We start from the raw sequence: 21,151 nt of genomic DNA on the forward strand, positions 1-21,151 counted from the left end.
CTTTAGCTGCATAAAAATATTTGTCTAACTTTTTGGGTTCAGTTCAGGACTGTCCCCGCATTCACTATCCAAGCAGACTAATTCTAATGCCAGCGTTTCTTCTCCTAAGCTTTCCAACACAAGGTTAACATTGAATAGATAACGTTGAAATTCTGCTTTTGCCTTATCCACTTTCGGTCCTTTTTCCTCTGCGAATATTGCTGCTTTATGGATGTCCTTAAACTCCGCTATTCCTTGAAGCGTACCTATTTCTGTTTTCCTCGGAGAAATCTTTCCTAGGAAACCTCTTACCGTTTTAAAAACATACCGTTTTCTATTTTCAATCAAAGCCGGTTTCATAAAAAGCCCTCCTACCAACCTAAATACAGCAAGAATTGACCCTGCTATTTCAAGAAATTAGATCCTATTCGCTCGTAGAATGGGTCATGTGAATAAAGTATCGAACGAACAACACTGAAAGACATAGTATTAGAATAAAAGCTTTTTATTAAGATATTAGTGAATGGGTTACTGATATGATCACGTTACTGATAGTCTATCATAATAGAAAAAATACATTTTTAAGGGTTTGCTAAATTTTTGTAAATTTTAAAACGTGAGGACGATTCGAGACTGCTGAAAAAAGTATTCACTTTAAACAATGGATGAGAAGTTTTATTAATATACAGTAAACAAAAGGCATTGATTACCTATATATAGTAGGTAATCAATGCCTTATTTTCCTTCAATGGACTTCTTCAGCAGTCTCAGACAATTCTTCTATTTCATATTAAAATGCGAGAACCCTCCCCATGTTTCACAACATTGTTATGCACTGCCACGATAACATTGCGCTATAATAATAGATATACTATAAAATGGAAGAAGGTTTTGTATGTCTGAAAATAATAAGTGGATATCTAAATTACCAGTTGTCATTCCCAAGTTACTGCAGGGAGTTTTAAACCTATCGTTAATATTATTGGCTATCGTTTTATCCTTCCTGTTGTTCAAAGAGCTTTTCATGTTTGCAGGCTTATTAATTGAAAATAAAAATAACAATTTCAAAGTATTCCTAGAGAGCATCCTCATCTTTTTTCTCTATTTCGAATTTATCACTATGATTGTAAAATACTTCAAAGAACATTACCATTTTCCGCTTCGATATTTTATTTATATTGGAATAACGGCCATGATTCGTCTCATTATCGTTGATCATAAAGACCCAATAAACACATTAATATACTCTCTAATCATTTTAATTTTAATCATCGGCTACTTCATTATGAACCTAACACCTAGAGAACGGCCAGAAAGTAAATGGTTTTTTACTAGAAAATGAGCCAAAGGGGGAAGGAAATGTGGAGACGGTACTCGCGTTTCTACTACAGCGATTAAGGTATGGCAGGACTTTTTCTAAAAGATATCAAAAAAAGCAAACTCTGTAGAGATTTAACCCTAGAGGGTTTGCTTGATTGAATGATTGAAACGACAGAACCGTCACGGTGTTTCAGAGTTACTATTATTGCTTACATCACCATTTTTGGAAGCTGTCTCGTTATCTGCTTCAACTCCCTCCCCCATTTGGTTACCAATCGCACCGCCTGAAACACCGCCTATAACAGCACCAACTAGTCCAAATGGAGCACCTATCATAGCGCCCGTAACGGCTCCATTAAAAGCTCCCGCTGTTTCACTAAATTCAGCGGCCTCTTGATTATCAGGACTATCCACTTGATTATTGCCACTTTCATCTGCATTTCCGCCAAAATTCTCGCGTTCGTTACTCTGATTCATCAATTCACTTCCTTGGTTATTAATCGGGAATATACTCATTATGAAAGCATCCCATTCTAAACATATACTACCCAGCTGAAGTCGTTTTACTCACTATATTTCATGAGAAAAACCCCACTCATTTGAAAAGTGGGGTTTCTCTAAAAGCTGAAAAGGATGAAAGTCATCTATCGTTATGCTACGTTAATTTTATTATTTTCTACTGATACAGTAATCACAGTTACGTTTTCGTTATGAATAAGTAAAGAAGTGATTTGATCTTCAATTTGTTCTTGAATGACGCGTCGAAGCGGTCGAGCACCAAATTCACTGCTATAACCTAATTCCGCAATCTTTTCTTTTGCTTCCTTATCTATTGCAATCGAAATCCCTTGTTCTTCTAATGTCTCTTTAAGCTCCGCAATCATAATATCGATAATTTCTACGAGGTTCTCTTTTTGCAGATGATTAAACTCAATAATCGAATCGATACGGTTTAAGAATTCAGGCTTAAAGATATGTCCGATTTTCCCAATAAGATTTGATTGCACTTCTGCCTGCTCTTCACTGCCAAAACCAATTGGCCCTAAATTTTTGCTGCCAACACCTGCATTGGAAGTCATGATAATAATCGTTTCATTAAAGCTCACGACTCTTCCTTGGCTATCCGTTAACCTGCCATCTTCCATGATTTGAAGAAACATATTCATAACATCTGGATGTGCTTTTTCGATCTCATCTAGCAGAATAATGGAATAAGGATTTCTGCGAACCTGTTCTGTTAATTGTCCTGCTTCCTCATGTCCGACATAGCCAGGAGGTGAACCAATAAGCTTAGAAACAGAATGCTTTTCCATATATTCGCTCATATCTAAGCGAATCATCCTATCTTTACTGCCGAATAATTCCGCTGCAAGAGTTTTCGTTAACTCGGTTTTACCTGTACCTGTTGGACCTAGGAATAAGAAGGAAGCGGTCGGACGTGTTTTTGGTTTCAATCCTACGCTTGCCCTTAAGATGGCATTGGATACTTTTTCAATGGCTTGATCCTGACCAATAATTTCACCTGCGAGTCTCTCTTTCAAGCCCTTCATTTTTTGTTGCTCTGCTTTTTGCAGCTTTTGTACAGGGATTCCCGTGCTTTTTTCAATAATCTCTTGGATCATTTCTACAGTAATATCCTTTGTAACGTCATCTGAGTATTCAGACAATATTTCTTTTATTTCTCTCTCTTCATCACGAAGAATCGCTGCTTTTTCATAGTGCTCTAATTGCGCTGCTTGTTGTTTTTCCTCAGCAATATCTGTTAAGCGCTGTTTTAAATAGTTAACATCTAAGCCTCCATGAGCAAGGTTTAGCATGGCACCGGCCTCATCCATTAAATCGATGGCCTTATCTGGTAAAAAGCGATCTTGAATATAGCGTTTGGATAGTGTGACACATGCTTTTAGTACCTCATCTGAATACGTCACATCGTGATACTTTTCATACGCTGGCCGAATTCCTTTTAGAATATCAATCGCTTCATCAACAGTTGGCTCTTTAACGATTACTGACTGGAAGCGACGCTCAAGTGCTGGATCTTTTTCAATCATGCGATACTCTTTCATCGTTGTTGCTCCAACCACTTGGATATCCCCACGCGCCAACGCTGGTTTTAAGATATTCCCTGCGTCCATTGAACCGTCAGACGTACCTCCAGCACCAACCATCATGTGTAATTCATCAATGAACAAAATGACGTTCTCACGTTCTTGTAATTCCGTAATCAGTTGTTTCATTCTTTCCTCAAATTGCCCTCTGTAAGATGTACCTGCTACAAGTGAACTGATGTCTAGCAAATAGACTTCTTTCCTTTTGAGTTTCGCAGGTACTTTACCTTTAACAATTTGAAGGGCAAGGCCTTCAATAATCGCTGTTTTCCCTACACCTGCTTCACCAATTAAAACCGGATTATTTTTCGCACGACGGTTTAGTATCTGAAGGACACGTTCAATTTCTTTATCCCTGCCGATTACGCTATCAATTCGTCCTTCTCTTGCTTCATTCGTCAAGTTCCGTCCATGTTGATCAAGAAAACCGTCTGTTTCACGATACTTTGGCTGCTTTACATGGACAGTTTGCTCGAACTGGCTGCCATCTGAATCCAAGTGATTGAACATCTGGTCATCAAAATCAATGGAACCGCTCTCCAATTTTTGTATTGCAATTTCATAGCATTCTGCACATAAACTAATCTCGCTTCGGCTCTGATTAAATGACATTTTCAACTTATAACTCGCCTGCGTTGTTTGACAGTTTTCACAAATCATCATTCAATCCTCCTCTTAACTTTGACTAATCTTGACTATGAATATATAAAAAAAGCCACTTCTTCTAGTCGGCCCGCTGAATCTTTTATTAAGTTTTTTCTAGTATATTGTACTTTTTGTGACATTTCTATAGGGAATCGTTGGGTGAATATCCAACCTATTATGAATCGTCCCCATGTTTCGCTGTATTAAGCAGTAATATGATCAATCTGCTTCTTTTTATTTCTAGCTCCTTCAAGCGTATGAATAACCATTGCAGCAACAAGGATAGCTGCAATGATGACCCTAGCTACTATAATAAAGATATCCATTTTCCCCCTTTTAAATGAATCTCTTACTCTTCTCCTTAGCCCGTACATGCTCAGAAAGTTAGTATTTTGTATTATATATAAAATTTTGAGAGTTTTTATATTTTAATGACAATCCATATATAAATATTTAATAGAAAATATTTTGCAAAAAGTTCAACTTTCCAAAATATTTTCTATTAATTTAAACTTTTTTCGAGATTGGAAACATGGGGACAGTTCAGGACTGGCGCCGTATTTCACTACTTTGAATAACAAATGAAATGCGAGAACCGCCCTTATTTCCTTTTGAACCAATTTTCAATTTATTCTTGAAATTTTAAGTGATTATCATTATCATTATTAATGAGAATGATAATCACTCGAAATAAGAGTACACAGTAACAATGTTCAGTTTTTTACATATACCCAAGATATTTATTCATGCTACGAGTTAATCAATCCTCTATGTCTATTATTTTCATACTAGATATAGAGGATTGATTAAACCATATTAGGAGGATGTTTAGATGAGTACACAAGCAAACTTAGTAAAATCAGTTGATAGTTTACATTTTATTAATGGTGAATATGTTCAGTCTCTTTCAGGGAAGGTAAAACCAAATATTAATCCTGCAACAGAAGAAGTGATCAGCCAAATTTCACAGGGTGGACAAGAAGAAGTAGATACAGCAGTAGCTGCAGCGAAAAAAGCGCTAAAAGGCCCTTGGAAGAAGTTCACATTGGATCAAAGAATTGCGGTTATTCGTAAAATTGGTGATATTATTTTAGAAAGAAAAGACGAGCTTGCTAGACTTGAATCATTAGATACAGGAAAACCAATTTGGTTGTCAACGGCTGTTGATATTTCAAGATCGGCCTATAACTTCCATTTCTTCGCAGACTATTTACGTTCTGTAGGAACAGAAGCCTATGAAACAGATGATACAGCCATCAACTATTCCGTTCGTCGTCCAGTTGGAGTTGTTGGAATCATCAGTCCTTGGAACCTGCCTTTATTACTAATGACTTGGAAACTTGCCCCAGCTCTTGCTGCTGGTAATACAGTTGTCATTAAGCCAGCAAGCTTAACTCCAACAACGGCAACCGTGATGGGAGAAATTTGTAAAGAAGCTGGCGTTCCTGACGGCGTAGTAAATATCGTAAATGGTTCCGGCGGCGTGGTAGGTACAGCACTTACAGAACATAAAGATGTGGATGCGATTACGTTTACGGGTGAAACAGTTACCGGTCAAACGATTATGAAATCAGCAGCAAATACATTGAAAAAGCTTTCTTACGAGCTTGGCGGAAAGAATCCAAATGTCATCTTCGCTGATGCTGACCTGGATGAAGTGATTGAAACAACGTTAAAATCAAGTTTCATTAACCAAGGGGAAGTTTGCCTTTGCGGTTCTAGAATCTATGTAGAACGTTCTGCCTATGATGAATTCATTCAAAAATTTGTTGCAAAAACAAAAGAATTAGTCGTTGGCGATCCATTTGATCCACAAACAAAAGTTGGCGCATTGATCAGTAAAGACCACTATGAGCGCGTTCTAAGCTATGTTGAGTTAGCGAAAGAAGAAGGCGGAGAAGTATTAACTGGCGGTAAACGTCCTGAAGGATTAGAAAAAGGTTATTATTTAGAGCCTACGATTATTACAGGTCTTGATCGTCATTGCCGTGTGGTGAAAGAAGAAATCTTTGGACCAGTTGTAACAGTGATTCCATTTGACACAGAAGAAGACGTTCTTGATCAAGTAAATGATACAGAATACGGATTAAGTGCTTCTATTTGGACAAATGATTTACGTCGTGCTCACCGTGTAGCAAGAGAAGTAGAAGCTGGAATCATTTGGGTAAATACATGGTTCCTTCGTGATCTTCGTACACCATTTGGCGGAATGAAGCAAAGTGGTATTGGCCGTGAAGGCGGTATTCACAGCTTTGAATTCTATTCAGAACTATCTAATGTTTGTATTAAATTATAATCGACTGATGTAAACGGCCTCCAAAAAGAAATGAATGAGGAAGAGGCTCGCTCTACTATACTAGATAATGCCGTAATGAAAAGAGAAATGAATAGAATACCCCAAATAAATCATATTCTCTCTGATTTATTTGGGGTATTCTTTATTTGAAGAGAATCATTTCCATCACTTATTTACCACAAGTGCTTCAAATGTCTATTATTATTTTAAATGGAACATCGGGACGACTCTAACGATATAATTTAATCATTTCAAGATATTGAATATCACCTAGCCCATAATGTTGGAATTCTGCAATTAATTTAGTTACAAGCTCTTCTTCAGATACATCTTGGTACTTTTTTATATAACGAATAAGATCACTATCTTTATTAAGATAATTCAAATATAATTCAATTCCTATTTTTAAAAAGTCCGGAAAGATAGATGTAGGAAATTTCTTTTGAATTAATACCTGTTTATAAATGGTATAATATCCCCCAGCCTTCAGGGTAAAATGGTCCTTCACTTCAAACCTATCTCCGACTATGTATAATTCAATCTCCCCCTTATAATCAGTCTGATCTAACCAGGCAAGAATGGTTAGAATATTGATTTGACAGAACATATCTAAATCAAACCATAATGAAAGATGAGTGAAATCTCTATAAAGGAGGGGCTTTAAAGGTTTTAGTGTGATTTCAGTATATTGTTCGGGTGTAACGTGATGAACCTTAGCACGCATTCGGGTGAATTCATGTGAAAATACATCGTTACACGTGTCACCATAACACATAGCCTCGTTAAAAGGAATCATTAATTCTTCTTCAAGAAATTGTGTCATTTTAAAATAATTATACATGGATTGCCCATTTAATAGATGTAATGTCCTTTTTTGAGTCACGAAACCAACTCCTTTTAACTCATAAATTTTTTCTTCACCTCTATTTGTGATAGGGTTCTCCGTAACACATCTAAATGAGTTTTTTACATTCTCATTTCTATTCAATTTAGTGAAACGGCGGGACGGTGCTGCTGTTTCATCGATGCTGCACCTCAATAACAAATGAAACGCATGAACCTTCCCCCTGTTTTAATCTTTTCTCAATAAAAATTTAATATTAATGTACCATTATAATAGAATGTAAAGAAGTGGATGAACTTCGATAATAAAAACTTGGTGTGAAAAGGAGATATTTCATGAAGAAAAGAATGGGTGTGCTGCTTAGCAGTCTACTGCTGTTATTCGTGCTTGCTTCTTGCGTAAAGGACAAAGCTAAAGAAGAAGTAATCGAGGAAACGGAAACAAAAATAACCGAAGAACCTAAATCACCAGCAAAAGAAGAGCCAACTGAGCAGGACGCACTGACTATAGAGGAAACGAAAACAATCATTGATGATTTAGTTTATAAAATTCAAACGGTTTATATTGACGCAGGGTCCAAGTATAACCTCTTCGACCCGCAGGATTTAACGGATGATATTTATCAGTCGATGTCAAAGGATTTGCAGCCATATGCTACAGAACAGCTCATTAAAACGGGTTTGTTTGACATCGCTAAGTCCTTTTGTTACGGCGGCTGTGATGCAGGTTATTTCCCTAACTCTACTAAATACAGCCTGCGCTTTAAAATGCTCGATTCTACTCATGAAAAAGTAACAATAGAATATATTTTCCCTGAGAATGAAGTCACGGGCCATAGCACAGAACAGGTTATCATTAAAAAGGCAGACGGAACCTGGAAATTAGACGACTTTACTGCTTCTAATGTCCCCCTGAATTTGACTAAAGAAGAAGCTATAGAAGTGATGGCCATTAAGGACCTCAGCGGATATCAGTTCGTCAAGGAAGCTCAATTAGAAGATCCGGAAAAAGGGCTGCGGAAAATATATCTGTTTCAGGCGAACGGAAACGTAAATGAGCAGGTCGCTATCTTTGCGGATACCGGATATAACTATATGCTTCCAGAGAATACGCCATTGTTAAGCAGCACAGATGGTCAAGAAGCAGTGCCAAGCTCCCAAAGAGATGAATATCTCCAAATGCTTAACAGCTTGGAAAGTGAGCTTGCCTATATTGATGACTTATATGATGAAAAATCTGTCGCTGAAATGGTTGACTTAGAAGAACAAAGATACCAGCGCTGGGATGCTGCTTTAAATGATGTTTACGGCGTTTTAGAAGAGCAGCTGCCGTCAAATGAAATGGAAGCATTAAGACAGAAACAACGGGAATGGATTGTTTATCGAGATACCACAGCAAAAAATGGTACAGAACAATTAGGCGGCGGCTGGCCAAGCCTGCAATACAATATTAATAGGATTGATATCACAAAAGACAGGTGTTATGAGCTTGTTAATTTGTATATGAAGTAAGGAATGTGCTGCACATCCAAGGAGGAATGCGGAGGTGCTTTCTCTAGGTAATGAAGAGATATGAAACATGGCGACGGTTCTGCTGGTTCAGAATGAAACGCACGAACCGTCGCCATGTTTCCCCATGTTTCAGAAAGAGGGATTGAAGATGACATTACAACAACTAAAATATGTGATTGAAGTAGCGAGAAGTCGTTCGATTAATAAAGCGGCACAGAGGCTGTTTATTAGTCAGCCAAGTCTTTCCAATGCACTAAAGGAGCTGGAGGAGGAAGTGGGGATTAGGATCTTTTCGCGGACCAATAAAGGAATTTTGCTTACTCCTGAAGGATCGGAGTTTTTAGGTTACGCTAGGCAGGTCGTAGAGCAGGCGGAACTTCTTGAGAATCGTTATACTAATGCGCCGGCGCCACAGCAGCACTTCTCTGTGTCAGCCCAGCATTATGCTTTTGCAGTAAGTGCCTTTGTACGACTGTTAAAAGAATATGACCGCGAGGAATACGAGTTCACTTTACGAGAAACAAAGACCTATGAAATCATTGATGATGTGAAAAACCTGCGGAGTGAAATTGGGATTTTATACGTGAATGATTTTAATAGAAAGGTCATTCAAAAATTTCTTAAAGAAGGAAATTTACGATTTCACGAGCTGTTTGAGGCAAAGCCCCATGTGTTTATTAGCTCAACAAACCCGCTGGCAACAAAGGATTCTGTCACGTTATCTGATTTAGATCCCTATCCATATCTTTCGTTTGAGCAGGGAGATTATAATTCCTTCTATTTTTCAGAAGAGATTCTTAGTACCTTATCCAGACCCAAAAATATTCGTGTGACAGACCGGGCCACACTGTTTAACTTACTCATTGGATTAAATGGCTATACGATTTCAACAGGCGTCATCAGTCATAAATTAAATAGTAAACACATTGTTGCCGTTCCTTTACTGGTCGATGAACGGATTCATGTTGGCTATATTACTCATAAAAACGTGACAAACAGTCCGTTAGCCACTATTTATATTCAATATTTAAAAGAAACCATTGATGAAGAATTAGAACAGTTATAGTTTAAAGCTATAACAAACGATAGACTTTAGGTGTTACGTTATAATCATTTCCCTATGCTAGACTTACCTTAACATCAAAAACGAAAAGGAAGAGGGAGATTATTTATGACACAAACAAAAGTGAAAGCACTATTTCGAGCGGATCATGTAGGAAGCTTATTACGACCAGAAAGCATTCACAAGGCGAGAAAGGATTTTCAAGAAGGCCATCTTACGGCACAAGAACTGCACGCCATTGAAACAGAAGAAATTAAGAAGATTGTTGACAAGCAAATTGAAGTTGGACTACAAGCTGTAACAGACGGAGAATTTCGCCGCAGATTTTGGCATACCGATTTTCTCGAGCATTTACATGGTGTAGAGGGCTATGTTCCAGAACATGGCTTTGCGTTCAAAGGGGAAGAAACAGAAAGATACGATGTACGTGTGATTGGAAAAATCTCGTTTAACCGGGATCACCCGCATATTAAAGACTTTATCGAATTTAAAGAAATCGTTGGGGACCGTGCTGTTGCCAAACAAACCATCCCAAGTCCAAACCAATTATTTAACGCCGGTATCCGCAACCTGGACATTTATCCGGACATTGAAGAATATACAAATGATATTATTCAAACCTACCGTGACGCCATTCAAGCTTTTTATGACGCAGGCTGCCGCTACTTACAATTAGATGATGTATACATTGCCGGTCTCAATGCACCAGAAATTCCATTTAATGATAGCGGTTATTCCCGTGAACAATTAATTGACTTAGCTCTACGTGTTGTGAATGGAGCATTAGAAGATAAACCGGAAGATCTTATTGTAACGACTCACCTTTGCCGCGGGAACTACCGTTCTAAATGGGCCTTTGAAGGCAGTTACGCGAAAATTGCGCCAACCTTATTTGCCAAAGAAAAGGTAAATGGATTCTTCTTAGAATATGATGATGACCGTTCAGGTGATTTCGGACCATTAGAGTACATTCCAAATGGCGGCCCTCAAGTCGTGCTAGGTGTATTCACATCAAAGCACGGGGAATTAGAAGAGAAGGAAAATATTAAAGCACGTATAGAAGAAGCAACAAAATATGTGCCATTAGAGCAATTATGCATCAGCCCTCAATGCGGCTTTGCTTCTACCCATCACGGAAATATTCTAACTGAAGAAGAGCAATGGACGAAGCTGAAATATATTGTAGATCTTTCTAAAGAAATTTGGGGATAATGAAAAGCGGGGCCGGTTCTGTTTCAGATTGAAACGCGAGAACCGTCTCCGCTTTTCAAATTTTTTTGATAAATCCGGAATTATATTGTCTACCTCAAAGATTCCAACGCACAGTGACGGAACAACTAGGAAACTAGCTTTCTCAAAAATGGAATCTTGTTTAATAAAAAGGACAAGCAGCAACTGATTGTGACAAAGATAACCACATGTAACGGGATGGAGAAAGCCGGATGGAAAAGTTCATTTATAACGACGATGATTTTATTTGAAAGCATGGTCATGAGTAAAATATGAACAAGATAGATCCCATAGCTTAAGCGGCTTATTTGATGGAAGACAAATCCCAATTTTCTTTTAGCAAAAAGGTTTTTACATAAGAGAAAAATCCCGATTGACGATAAAAGAACATTTGGCGCATGGTTTTCATACCAAAACTCCTGCAGGATTCCGCCTGCTGCTTTTGTGTCATAATAAGTCAGAACAAAGGTGACAAAAATACTAATACCGCCAAAAACGATCGCCGTTTTCTCCCATATTCTTTTTAATGGAAAATGATGAAGATAATAACCTAACACAAAGTAGCCAATATAATTCGTTACCATGTATAACTCGATGGAAAAACTATAGCCCCAAATAAACTTCATCGATTTTACAATCACAGACGCATAGATCCAGAGGATTAAAAAATATTCAATGTCCCGTTTTTTTGCGTGTCGAATAAAGACATTTATGATGGGTACCGTTAAATAGAGGCCAATCATCATGTACATAAACCAAAAATGACCACTCACTCCGTTTGTGAGAAAAAGGACGATAAATTCTTTCAGTGAGAAAGATGGATACCACTCCGCAAACACTTGGTAGCCATAATAAATCATACTCCAGCCGATTAAGGGAATGAATAATTTACTCATTCTTTTTGTAAAAAATGGTTTGTATTGGAACTCCCGATTATCACCGAGTAAAACAGCCCCGCTAATCATGACAAATAAGGAAACTGCACTCCTTGATATTGATTCATAGAAGTTTGCTGCTAGCCAGTTCGTTGGCGCATCAAAATAATTCACTTGTACGATTCCACCTGAGATATGTATCGTAACAACCATTGTTATGGCAATTACTCGCAGCCAATCCAGATATAATACACGTTCATTCATTCACATTTTCTCTCCCTATGATGTTCCAAGCCTGATGTTCTTTATCATACTAAAGACATAGTATAGCATATCATTAGCCCTAGTATGGTGGCTGATTCAAAAATAATTCCGGCCTATAAACCTACAAAAAGCTCAACCACGATTAGCAAGGCGGCCTGCAGTAAAAGATTCTTCACTTTTCCACTATACAACCAGAAATCCGAGTAATCCCCATCATAGTCGAATAGACCTTATGCTCATACATAGTATACGTAGCATACTCTCTCTTTTTTCCGATATTTCTACACTTAGGGCATCGATAAAGGTTCTTAGATTTATTCGCTCGCTTGATAGCTGTATAATCCTCAATCAACTTTTCAACGAATGACTCATGATGCAACAAGCCTTTCTTTAATAACTGATTGGCCATTTCTTCTGCAAAAGGAAGATGACTCGCGACGGTGTAACGTCTCGTCTTCTTAGTCAGTTCTTTCCTTTCTTCCAAAGCAGGCATCGTCATCAGATTTTTGTCTCTTTGCATGGATTTCGTTACGATTAACTCCCAATCATCTAAGACGTCTGATGAGCAACCATTTACCATGATAAAATGCTGCATGAGATCGTCCCATTGTTTCATCGTCAATACCGCCTGAGCACGCATGATGTGCTGAATGGCATGGCATTTTACACAAATAAGTTGTATATCGATCAAATGACACACCATATTTTCATAGTCATATTCCTCTATCTCGTGCAAATGGAGTTTTCGTTCTTCTTCTTTGATAGTTGGCTGCCACCCACAAATCGAGCATGTCTTATGTAACTGTTCCAAGACAGCTGGCCGGATTTTCTTTTGCCACAGGTAAGCAGAAACATTCCCCCGCACCGTATGATAATGAAATAACGGCGGTTTAGCAGTCGGCAATAGCTTGAAACATTCTATCATTTCCTCCACTTGCTTCTCTTTAGATTTCTTGCTGGTCATGTTTTTTAGTCTCCTTATGAAGTGAAACGCGTATAAAAATGGTCTTTTTACGTATTTTAACAAAGACTTCATAAAAATAAGGCAAACGATTTCTAGAGATGTTGATGTAGTGTAGTCACTTAAGAATTCCTATGTCTAAAATGATCTTTTCAAATGCACGATTCAACAAGGAGAGTACAATAATGGAAGCTATTCATCAAGACTCTAATGTCTCTGCAGAAAAAAAAGAAACGATTATGAACAAAATTTTAGGGGCTATCAGCGGAAGTTTCGCACCGATTTTAGGGGTACTTGCTGGTTCCGGATTAATTTCAGCCTTATTATCCATTTTACTGTCACTAGGATGGATATCCCCTGAAGGCGGAACCTATGCTATTCTTTCTGCAGCCGGACATGCTATCTTTTACTTCTTTCCTGTTTTTCTCGGGATTACATTAGCCACAAAACTCGGAGCCAATGGCTATGTTGGCGGTGCGATTGGCGGAGCACTCTTGGAACCGCATTATACTGATTTAGTTGCAGCAAAAGCACAAAACGTAGATTTCCTAGGAATTCCGGTTATACTAGCGAGCTATTCCTCAACGGTTTTTCCTATCTTAATTGCTGTTTCCATTTATGCCGTTTTAGATAAACTTTTGAAAAAAGTCATTCTTAAAGACTTGCAAATGTTTATTAATCCACTTATTTCATTAGTGGTTATTGTTCCCTTAACAATCCTGATTTTTGGTCCTTTTGGTACTTATGTCGGCGAGGCAATTGGAATGGGGATAGAGTTTTTAAGTTCAAAAAGCGGCCTTTTAACTGGGGCTGTGCTGGGTGCAGGATGGACCTTCCTAACGATATTAGGTCTTCACTGGGCAGTCATTCCATTAGCTATTGCCAATCTTGCAAAAGGGGCTGACCCAATTATTGCGATGGCCGCTGCTGCCCCTTTTGCCCAAATTGGCATGGGAATAGGGGTCTTTTTCAAAACGAAGGATAAGGACTTAAAAACAGTCGCTGGATCAGGTATTGTTCCTGGCGCATTAGCAGGCACAACAGAGCTTATCACTTATGGTGTTCTTGTCCGTTATAAAAGAACGATGGTGATTGTCGCAATAGCAGGCGCCATAGGCGGAGCCATTAATGGAGCACTTGGAACAAAAGCAACGGCATTTGCTCTTCCAAGCTTCTTATCGATACCTGTTTTTTCACCAATAGGAATTTTTATTATCGGTGTTCTATCCGCTTTGGTCATTGCTATGGTTCTTACCTTTGTATTTGGATATGAAGGAAAAAATGATGTCGTTCCTGTTCAAACTATCCAAGAATTTGGCTTAGCCAAAGTAAAAAAAGAAAAAATTTCAAGTCCATTAAGCGGGGAAATGGTTCCATTAAGCGAAATGACAGATCCGCTTTTTTCAACTGAAACGGTTGGAAAAGGAATTGCGATTGAACCAGTAAAGGGTGAACTTGTTTCACCGGTTGATGGAGTCGTGACATCGCTATTTCCAACCAAGCATGCCATTGGAATTGCATCAGAGAATGGGGCTGAAATCTTAATGTATATTGGGGTTGATACGATTCACCTAGAAGGCCAATATTTCACTTCTTATGTCAACCAGTGGGATACCGTTAAAAAGGGCGACCTACTGATTCAATTTGACATTGAAAACATTAAAGATGCAGGCTATGATGTACTAACTGCCGTTGTCATCACCAATACCAATCAGTATTTAGACGTTGTTCCAACCAAAGATAGCAAAATCCAAACAAAAGATACATTAATCAGTTTGATTGTATGAAAAGGGTGAAACATGGAAATAGTTCGAGACTGCTGAAAAACACTTTTCTGACAGATTTTCATGAAAATCCATAAAGTTTGTCCAAATCCCGGCTTCATTCCGACAGATTTTCGTGAAAATCCATAAAGTTTGTCCAAATCCCGGCTTCATTCTGATAGATTTTTAAAGAATTCCATAAAGTTTGTCCAAACCCGGGTCTCATTCTGACAAATTTTCGTGAAAATCCATAAAGTTTGTCCAAATCCGGGCTTTATTCTGACAGAATTCCTGGAAACCCCAATAGTGTTGTCCTATCAATTAGGATGCCTCTGTTATATACTACCGCTTGAAACTCATTTTTATATTTTTTCAGCAGTCTCAGATGGTTCTGCTGTTTCCTATTAAAACGCGAGAACCACCTCCATGTTTCATTTCTCTAGATTGTAAAACTAACATCGCCATCTTCGTTGATTTCAACAGTTGAATAGCTCTTGAAAGTATCAAAATTGGTAATTTCGTGATTTTCCTCATGAGCAAAGCTTTCCATGTATTGCTGATACACTTCCGGGTCCTTGACGATATGATAGTAACAGACTTTTTTTCCTTCGATCACATCACTAGTTCTAAGCAAAAACCGATTAGGAAATTGCGCCTTAAACCACTCCCTTGCTTCCTCGTGGCTGTAAAAATCAGGCATTGTCTCAAAATAACTGGATAGATCCATTTCCTTTACACCTTCTTTCCTATGATTTTTATACCCTTTTTATTAAGACCTAACTTTATTAGATAGACCCTATTAGTTTAAGTGACATTGGAATGATTTATTCTTCTGCTGTCGCGCTCTAGATATTAAATGAAACGCGAGAATCGTCCCTACTATTTTAAAATTGACACATTTGGAGTTATAATATAAAACTAAACAAAATGTTGTTACACATTTAATTTTTTTAGGAGGCAAAAGACATGGATCAGCAAGCACAAGAAATGTTTCTAAATTTTATTTTAGAAAGAGTTCAAGAGGGCAAAGAGGATGAAGCAAAAGAAATACTAACAGAAAATTTCAAGAAACTAACGGAAGGCACTTTTTCACAAGAAGATATTCAAGTGTTTCTCCCTAAAATGATTAGTCTCTTAAAACCAGAGAAACTAGAGGAAGTAGCAGGAATTGTAAAGCAATTTGCTGGAGAGTTTGGGTTGTAATAAGACCAACCCAATCCAAACACGATGTTTTCCAATAAGCCGAAGCTATTAATAAGCGTCTACATATACTCTATCCCACTTCGGTCTTATAAGAAATCGATAGGTAGAACAGGAGAACATGATTGTGAGGATAAAACTTTCTGCGCTTAAAAGACTTTCAGCGGAGACAACAATTTAGTGATAAGAGAACCGAGATTGTGTTATTTAGCAATATCGGTTCTCTTATTTTGTTTTTGATCTATTTTCAACTGCTCTAGCCGCCTGTTCCTGTGATTATTTTGCTTGTGCTGCCACCGCTTTTCCTCTACTTTCTATGTAGTGTCATAAAATTGTCAAAATTTTTTCACAATTAGGTAATCAAAATGAGGTACAATATCGTATATGGAAGGTAAGCTTATTTCGCAAAAGATAGGCGACCTCCATGCAAATTTCGTTTAAGTAAGGGGGAGATAAAGGCAGCGTATAGGGAAAAAATAGTAACGATTGATTGTTTAGGCGGTACGGCATTGGGATGATATCTTTTCAAATCAATAATAAAAGCGAGGGAACTTTTAATATGTGGGTTATTACTGTGTATGGAAAAAATGATGTTCAAATGTTTGAATTTGATAATCAAGAAGAGGCCAAAGAATCTTTTAAGAAAATAAAGGGAAGCAAAGTCCTTACTGAGGTCATCTACTATAACGACTTTGATTCTGAACTCATCGAAGAAGCTTATATAAACTCAAAAGTTTCTTAAAAGAGATAAAACCTTTTTACTACCCATACCAACTAAAAAAAAGTTTCCAAATTCTAAATCGCCGAAACCATAGTGTGCGGGGGAACCATCTGGATTCAATAGAATCCAAGGGGTGAATCCTTTTATATAGGTAGGGCTACTCTGGCCCGAATCCGTCAGCTAACCTCGTAAGCGTTATAGAGAAAGAAGGTGGAGCTTATGTCACCTAAGAAAATGTGTCTACAAACCATGACAAATGAGCTTGTAGACACTTTTTTATTTAAAAAGTAACAAGCGCATCATGCTTAATCTTTCAACTGCCACAGAATTGGAAATGCGAATCGTCCTCACGTTTCCTTCGGGTGCTGACAATCATAAGATGTACAAAAACCGTTCTCAGCTTATGAGAACGGTTTTTGCAGTATAGATATATGCTTGAATTATTTAGAAGTCTTCTGTTGCTTTTCATCACAGCAAGTGCATTTTCCGTACAAAGTTGAAACTTTCTCATTTTCGAAATGATCAATTGTGCTATTGCAAGTTTGGCAAATGATAGTTCCCATTAGAAAAACTCCTCTTTTTTTAAAATTTTTTAGTTAGACGATTCTAATTTTTTAAAATGTAAACGTTTTTTATTTATTTGTTAATCTTATAATAGTATGTCACATTTGGTTTGTCAACTATAAATTGTATAACACATTGGGACAAAAGTGGGACAGGTGGGACGCATGGACAGGTCCCTCCTCTGTCCCTTGGATGAAACATAGGGATGGTCCGAAACTGCTGAAAAATTCCATTTAAAAGAAAAGGAATCTGATTACCTACCATATGTAGATAATCAGATTCCTTTATTTATTGTATTTTGTAAAAATAGTGGTTTCGGACGGTTCTGCCGTTTCATATTGAAACGCAAGAACCTCCCCCATATTTCACTCATAAAAAATAATCTCTAACCGCTTCATTACATCCATTACTTCTTCAGCTAGTTTATATTCTTCTCGATTGGAAAGAGCGATGACTAAGGAGTCTAAGCTTTCTTCTACTTCTCTCTTTAGCTGGTGTTTATTATTTGAAATGGGTTTGGTGATGCGTTTATTGCGGTTTTTCCAATAGTTTGCTAAGCAATGTTTGTGAGCTTTTTTAATATCAGCTGTTTCAATCACTGGATGACAAGAGTCGCATAGAGTAGCAAGATTATGCATGTGATTAACGCCGCCAAATTTCCTAGGGATTTTATGATGAACATGCAAACCTTTATCAGACCCGCAAATCACACATGCCCAGTTATCACGGTCCTTAACCGCATTTTTTAACGAATCATTGAACGGTTGATTCCAAATATCACTGAACAGAATCTGTCCGCCGCGGTTTTCAATTCTCTCCATCACCTCGAGATGCGGCAGGATAATGGTTTCAACGGTACTCAAAATCGCCTGAGAAATCTCGTCCTGATCTTCTTCCTCTTCCTCCGGGGCTTCCTCTTCCCTCTTTTCAAATACGATATCTGACAAATCACATACATATTCTCTGATAACAGGTAAGGCTTCCCCCTGATAACCTGTCATAAACTCCTTTGCCTTCTCATAAAACTCTTCAATAGAATCATGGTTCCAACTGCTTATGTTTACTTTTAATACCTTAGGAATCTCTTTTCTCCAAGCAGTATCCTGCGGCTTAGATTCTTTCTCGTCTTCCTCTGTAATCGCGCCATCCTTATATTTTTCAAGTACCTCTAGCGGATGGATATAGTCCGTCTCATCCCTTTTTTTATAAAGCTGCTCTAATTCCTCTACAAGAAATTCACGATCTTCCTTCGAATACACATCACGTAATTCACCAAACGTTATCTTGTTAAAATCAATCCCAAACGCTGGTAACTCTTTTAACTGCAATTCATTTGCTAAAAAGAAGATTCGATTAATCACGATACTGGCTGCATCGCCTTTATCATTTAGTAGATTTTCTAACTCGCTTAAAATAGCCTGCTTCTCCTCTAGAGATTTTTCACGCAGCTTATTCACTGTTATTTTCATAAAATCAATCTTGCTCTCTGGCAGATAATCTACATCTAATTCCTCTACTAATTGGAGGATATGATCAACCATTTCCTGCTCTTCTTTCCCCGACACCAAGCATTTAAGCATGTCCTCGAGTTCTTGGTCAGAGAACCTGCTAAAATCCTCTTCTGTCATTGTCCGCGCATCTATCCCATCAAAACCAGGAATGGCAGGAACATCTACTTCATCAGAAAGATCCATTATTCTACGAATCGCTAAGGTCCGCTTGTTCTCAAAATCTGAATCAATAATCTGATAAAGAACCTTTAATTCTGATTCTGCTAATTGACTCAAGTTATCAATATTTTGAGAGGATAACGGAACATCTTCAAAACCAGGAATAATACTCAAATCATACATTTCCGCTAATTGGAGAATATCCTGTACCAATTGACCTTTTTCATCTAAAGGGTTCACTTTTGTTTGAGGGCTCGTGGTGTTATTTAACCTTAATTGCTGTTTAGACTGGCCGCTTTCACCTTCCAATAATAATAGCTGTGCCAACATTTGCTGGTGTTCGTACGGAGTATATAAATTTCTTAGTTTGCTAGCTGAAAGGTTCTTATAATGCGGAAATTGGCTTAACGTATGAGGATCGATACTCTTGATTAAATCTAAGATTTGTTTAACCTGGTTATTAATATCCTTTTGGCTAAAAATGATACCATTCCCCAGAATCAACAACCCCTTTGCTATTTTGTATAAGGTCCCATTCGCTGCGAAGGTTCGACCGTTTCAGGATACAACCTGTATTTATTTCATCAAGTATAGAACTTCTCACTCATTTAGTTACTAGTATCACAATAACATAGAATCGATTTGATTTTTGCTGTTAATTCATGGGTTGTTTTTTACTACATTTGAAGGGGTTTTTTATTTTTAATATAACTATTTTCCATTACGCAGGTTGCGTTTTTCAGTGGTTTTGGACGGTTCTCGCGTTTCGACGGACATACAGTCAATCTTTCCCTTTTAGCACGTTAATTTCAGTTCTATTATTTTCTTTTTGTTCTTTTGAAGATGTTAGAAAAATGATCATTTTAATTTTCATTATAGAATCTCCTATTTCACGCAAAATTGTTAGTTATTGTATAGCATTTTGATATTCTCTGCAACGCTGGGACGTTCTGCGGTTTCATAGTGAAACGCGCGAAACCGTCTCCATGTTTCATTTATTATATAATAGAATAGATGGAAAATATGATTGATGTACTTAATGGGATTAGACTTAGACTAGATGAGGATTCTATTCGAAGGGAACGAGCGAAAGACTACCTAAAAAGGATTAGAATCTCTGAAATGCTTGATAGAGAAAAGGAAAAGATTATTACACGGCTTAACAATGACGAAAAAAAGGAAGTTATTCATAATAGAAAGGAGAGATTAGATGGCATGGTTACTTTTTCTAGCGGTTGTTATTGGGGTTATTTTATTTTTGCGCAAGAAACTCTCATTTAAATTTGGCTTATCTTCAAAATCAGTAGAGACAAAACCAATAAAAGGGTTAAAAAAACTAAGTGATAACCTTGACCAGTCTCTTAGTAAAAGTTATATGGAAAATGTAGAAGAGAGAGTAAAAAAAGAAACGAAGCTAAAAGAAAATGAGTACAACTGGCGTCTACTCGATTTAAAACGCTACTTTATTTTGACTGCTCTTTTAAAAGAGGTTCCTATGTTTAGCGAAAAGGTCGATGATCTATGGCATCAGATGCTCATGTTTACCCGTGAGTATGATGAATTTTCAAAGAAATATTTAGGTAGTGTCCTTCATCATAGTCCAAATGTAAAAGAGTCATCTGATCCTGATTTACGAGGATTTTTTGATTGGGTGTATACGGAGCTTTTTTTCATAAGAAAAGAGAATATCTATCTTTATAAGGGGTTTTTCAGGCACCCTGTACATCCGAATATCATCGAGGAGTTTAAAAGTTTGCCAGAAAACGAGCTTATCAATCTGTACTTTAAAAGCGATACCAAATATATGCCTACTCTAAGCTCGCTTATCTCCTCTATGAAAAAAACGGCCTATAGTGTAAAGGATTATGAAAAACGCGTCATACAAGATAAAATGAAAAAAAGCAAACTTCAGCAAAATTACAACCTAATGCTCGTTCCATTCTTATCTGTTTCTTACTTTCATTATGATGAATTTACAAGTTATATGAAAATGGGCAGCAACAGTTCATCATCAAGTTCTACAAGTTGTGGTTCGACTAGTTCCTGCAGTTCTTCTTGCTCGTCCTGTAGTTCCTGCTCAAGCTGCGGTGGGGGTGGAGATTAATAACCTCGCATCTTTATGATATTGAACCATCTT

19 protein-coding genes and 1 riboswitch are annotated in these 21,151 nt (G+C 37.5%); of the genes, 9 read left to right on the top strand and 10 right to left on the bottom strand.

The features are described 5' to 3' along the window. Nucleotides 1–24 precede the first annotated feature (24 nt). Complete coding sequence (locus tag F4V44_RS15470) at nucleotides 25–339, bottom strand: hypothetical protein (RefSeq protein WP_150440928.1); 315 nt, start codon at nucleotides 337–339, stop codon at nucleotides 25–27. A 535-nt stretch (nucleotides 340–874) separates the two neighbouring features. Between F4V44_RS15470 and psiE the strand changes: the two genes are divergently transcribed. Next, entirely contained in the window at nucleotides 875–1,321 is a 447-nt protein-coding gene (psiE, locus tag F4V44_RS15475; protein WP_150440929.1) for a phosphate-starvation-inducible protein PsiE, read from the top strand. Nucleotides 1,322–1,479: 158 nt separating this feature from the next. Here the strand turns inward: psiE and F4V44_RS15480 are convergent, their stop codons facing one another. From F4V44_RS15480 to F4V44_RS28165, 3 genes are all read right to left on the bottom strand, one after another. Beyond that, complete coding sequence (locus F4V44_RS15480) at nucleotides 1,480–1,815, bottom strand: hypothetical protein (protein ID WP_150440930.1); 336 nt, start codon at nucleotides 1,813–1,815, stop codon at nucleotides 1,480–1,482. Nucleotides 1,816–1,949: 134 nt separating this feature from the next. Continuing rightward, complete coding sequence (locus tag F4V44_RS15485; RefSeq protein ID WP_150440970.1) at nucleotides 1,950–4,067, bottom strand: ATP-dependent Clp protease ATP-binding subunit; 2,118 nt, start codon at nucleotides 4,065–4,067, stop codon at nucleotides 1,950–1,952. A gap of 188 nt (nucleotides 4,068–4,255) precedes the next feature. Further along, complete coding sequence (locus tag F4V44_RS28165) at nucleotides 4,256–4,378, bottom strand: hypothetical protein (protein WP_263406665.1); 123 nt, start codon at nucleotides 4,376–4,378, stop codon at nucleotides 4,256–4,258. 506 nt (nucleotides 4,379–4,884) lie between these two features. Here F4V44_RS28165 and F4V44_RS15490 point away from each other — a divergent pair. Next, nucleotides 4,885–6,348, top strand: coding sequence for an aldehyde dehydrogenase (locus F4V44_RS15490; protein WP_150440931.1), 1,464 nt, complete (start codon nucleotides 4,885–4,887; stop codon nucleotides 6,346–6,348). Nucleotides 6,349–6,577: 229 nt separating this feature from the next. Here the strand turns inward: F4V44_RS15490 and F4V44_RS15495 are convergent, their stop codons facing one another. Then, nucleotides 6,578–7,231: an AraC family transcriptional regulator gene (locus tag F4V44_RS15495; RefSeq protein WP_150440932.1), complete on the bottom strand. Its 654-nt coding sequence runs from the start codon at nucleotides 7,229–7,231 to the stop codon at nucleotides 6,578–6,580. 296 nt (nucleotides 7,232–7,527) lie between these two features. Between F4V44_RS15495 and F4V44_RS15500 the strand changes: the two genes are divergently transcribed. The 3 genes from F4V44_RS15500 (at nucleotide 7,528) to F4V44_RS15510 (ending at nucleotide 10,978) form a co-directional block, all read left to right on the top strand. Then, complete coding sequence (locus F4V44_RS15500) at nucleotides 7,528–8,703, top strand: lysozyme inhibitor LprI family protein (protein ID WP_150440933.1); 1,176 nt, start codon at nucleotides 7,528–7,530, stop codon at nucleotides 8,701–8,703. Nucleotides 8,704–8,851: 148 nt separating this feature from the next. Beyond that, on the top strand, nucleotides 8,852–9,769 hold the full coding sequence (locus F4V44_RS15505) for a LysR family transcriptional regulator (RefSeq protein ID WP_150440934.1): 918 nt from the start codon (nucleotides 8,852–8,854) through the stop codon (nucleotides 9,767–9,769). 105 nt (nucleotides 9,770–9,874) lie between these two features. Continuing rightward, nucleotides 9,875–10,978 carry a 5-methyltetrahydropteroyltriglutamate--homocysteine S-methyltransferase gene (locus F4V44_RS15510; protein WP_150440935.1) on the top strand — a complete coding sequence of 368 codons (1,104 nt, stop codon included), beginning with the start codon at nucleotides 9,875–9,877 and terminating at the stop codon, nucleotides 10,976–10,978. A 125-nt stretch (nucleotides 10,979–11,103) separates the two neighbouring features. On the opposite strand, the gene F4V44_RS15515 is transcribed toward F4V44_RS15510, so the two are convergent. Both F4V44_RS15515 and F4V44_RS15520 read right to left on the bottom strand, forming a co-directional pair. Continuing rightward, on the bottom strand, nucleotides 11,104–12,135 hold the full coding sequence (locus tag F4V44_RS15515; RefSeq protein WP_150440936.1) for an acyltransferase: 1,032 nt from the start codon (nucleotides 12,133–12,135) through the stop codon (nucleotides 11,104–11,106). A gap of 172 nt (nucleotides 12,136–12,307) precedes the next feature. Further along, nucleotides 12,308–13,099, bottom strand: coding sequence for a hypothetical protein (locus F4V44_RS15520; RefSeq protein ID WP_150440937.1), 792 nt, complete (start codon nucleotides 13,097–13,099; stop codon nucleotides 12,308–12,310). Between the two features lie 182 nt (nucleotides 13,100–13,281). Between F4V44_RS15520 and F4V44_RS15525 the strand changes: the two genes are divergently transcribed. Further along, complete coding sequence (locus F4V44_RS15525; protein ID WP_150440938.1) at nucleotides 13,282–14,883, top strand: glucose PTS transporter subunit IIA; 1,602 nt, start codon at nucleotides 13,282–13,284, stop codon at nucleotides 14,881–14,883. Between the two features lie 415 nt (nucleotides 14,884–15,298). Here F4V44_RS15525 and F4V44_RS15530 read toward each other — a convergent pair whose 3' ends face one another. Beyond that, nucleotides 15,299–15,586 carry a hypothetical protein gene (locus tag F4V44_RS15530; protein WP_150440939.1) on the bottom strand — a complete coding sequence of 96 codons (288 nt, stop codon included), beginning with the start codon at nucleotides 15,584–15,586 and terminating at the stop codon, nucleotides 15,299–15,301. Nucleotides 15,587–15,825: 239 nt separating this feature from the next. Between F4V44_RS15530 and F4V44_RS15535 the strand changes: the two genes are divergently transcribed. Further along, the gene (locus tag F4V44_RS15535; protein ID WP_150440940.1) at nucleotides 15,826–16,062 is read left to right on the top strand and encodes a hypothetical protein; all 237 of its coding nucleotides are present in this window, start codon (nucleotides 15,826–15,828) and stop codon (nucleotides 16,060–16,062) included. 511 nt (nucleotides 16,063–16,573) lie between these two features. Then, on the top strand, nucleotides 16,574–16,801 hold the full coding sequence (locus tag F4V44_RS15540) for a hypothetical protein (RefSeq protein ID WP_317978331.1): 228 nt from the start codon (nucleotides 16,574–16,576) through the stop codon (nucleotides 16,799–16,801). A gap of 49 nt (nucleotides 16,802–16,850) precedes the next feature. Next, nucleotides 16,851–16,990: riboswitch (cyclic di-AMP (ydaO/yuaA leader) on the top strand. A gap of 230 nt (nucleotides 16,991–17,220) precedes the next feature. Here the strand turns inward: F4V44_RS15540 and F4V44_RS15545 are convergent. Beyond that, nucleotides 17,221–17,343 (bottom strand): GapA-binding peptide SR1P, encoded by a 123-nt coding sequence (locus tag F4V44_RS15545; protein ID WP_150440941.1) that lies wholly within the window; start codon nucleotides 17,341–17,343, stop codon nucleotides 17,221–17,223. Nucleotides 17,344–17,709: 366 nt separating this feature from the next. Beyond that, nucleotides 17,710–19,518, bottom strand: a complete 1,809-nt coding sequence (locus tag F4V44_RS15550; protein WP_150440942.1) for an HNH endonuclease — start codon at nucleotides 19,516–19,518, stop codon at nucleotides 17,710–17,712. Between the two features lie 706 nt (nucleotides 19,519–20,224). Between F4V44_RS15550 and F4V44_RS15555 the strand changes: the two genes are divergently transcribed. Beyond that, complete coding sequence (locus F4V44_RS15555; protein ID WP_150440943.1) at nucleotides 20,225–21,118, top strand: glycine-rich domain-containing protein; 894 nt, start codon at nucleotides 20,225–20,227, stop codon at nucleotides 21,116–21,118. The last annotated feature ends 33 nt before the right edge of the window (nucleotides 21,119–21,151 follow it).

It is taken from the genome of Niallia endozanthoxylica, assembly GCF_008710145.1.
Taxonomy (GTDB): domain Bacteria; phylum Bacillota; class Bacilli; order Bacillales; family Cytobacillaceae; genus Bacillus_BD; species Bacillus_BD endozanthoxylica.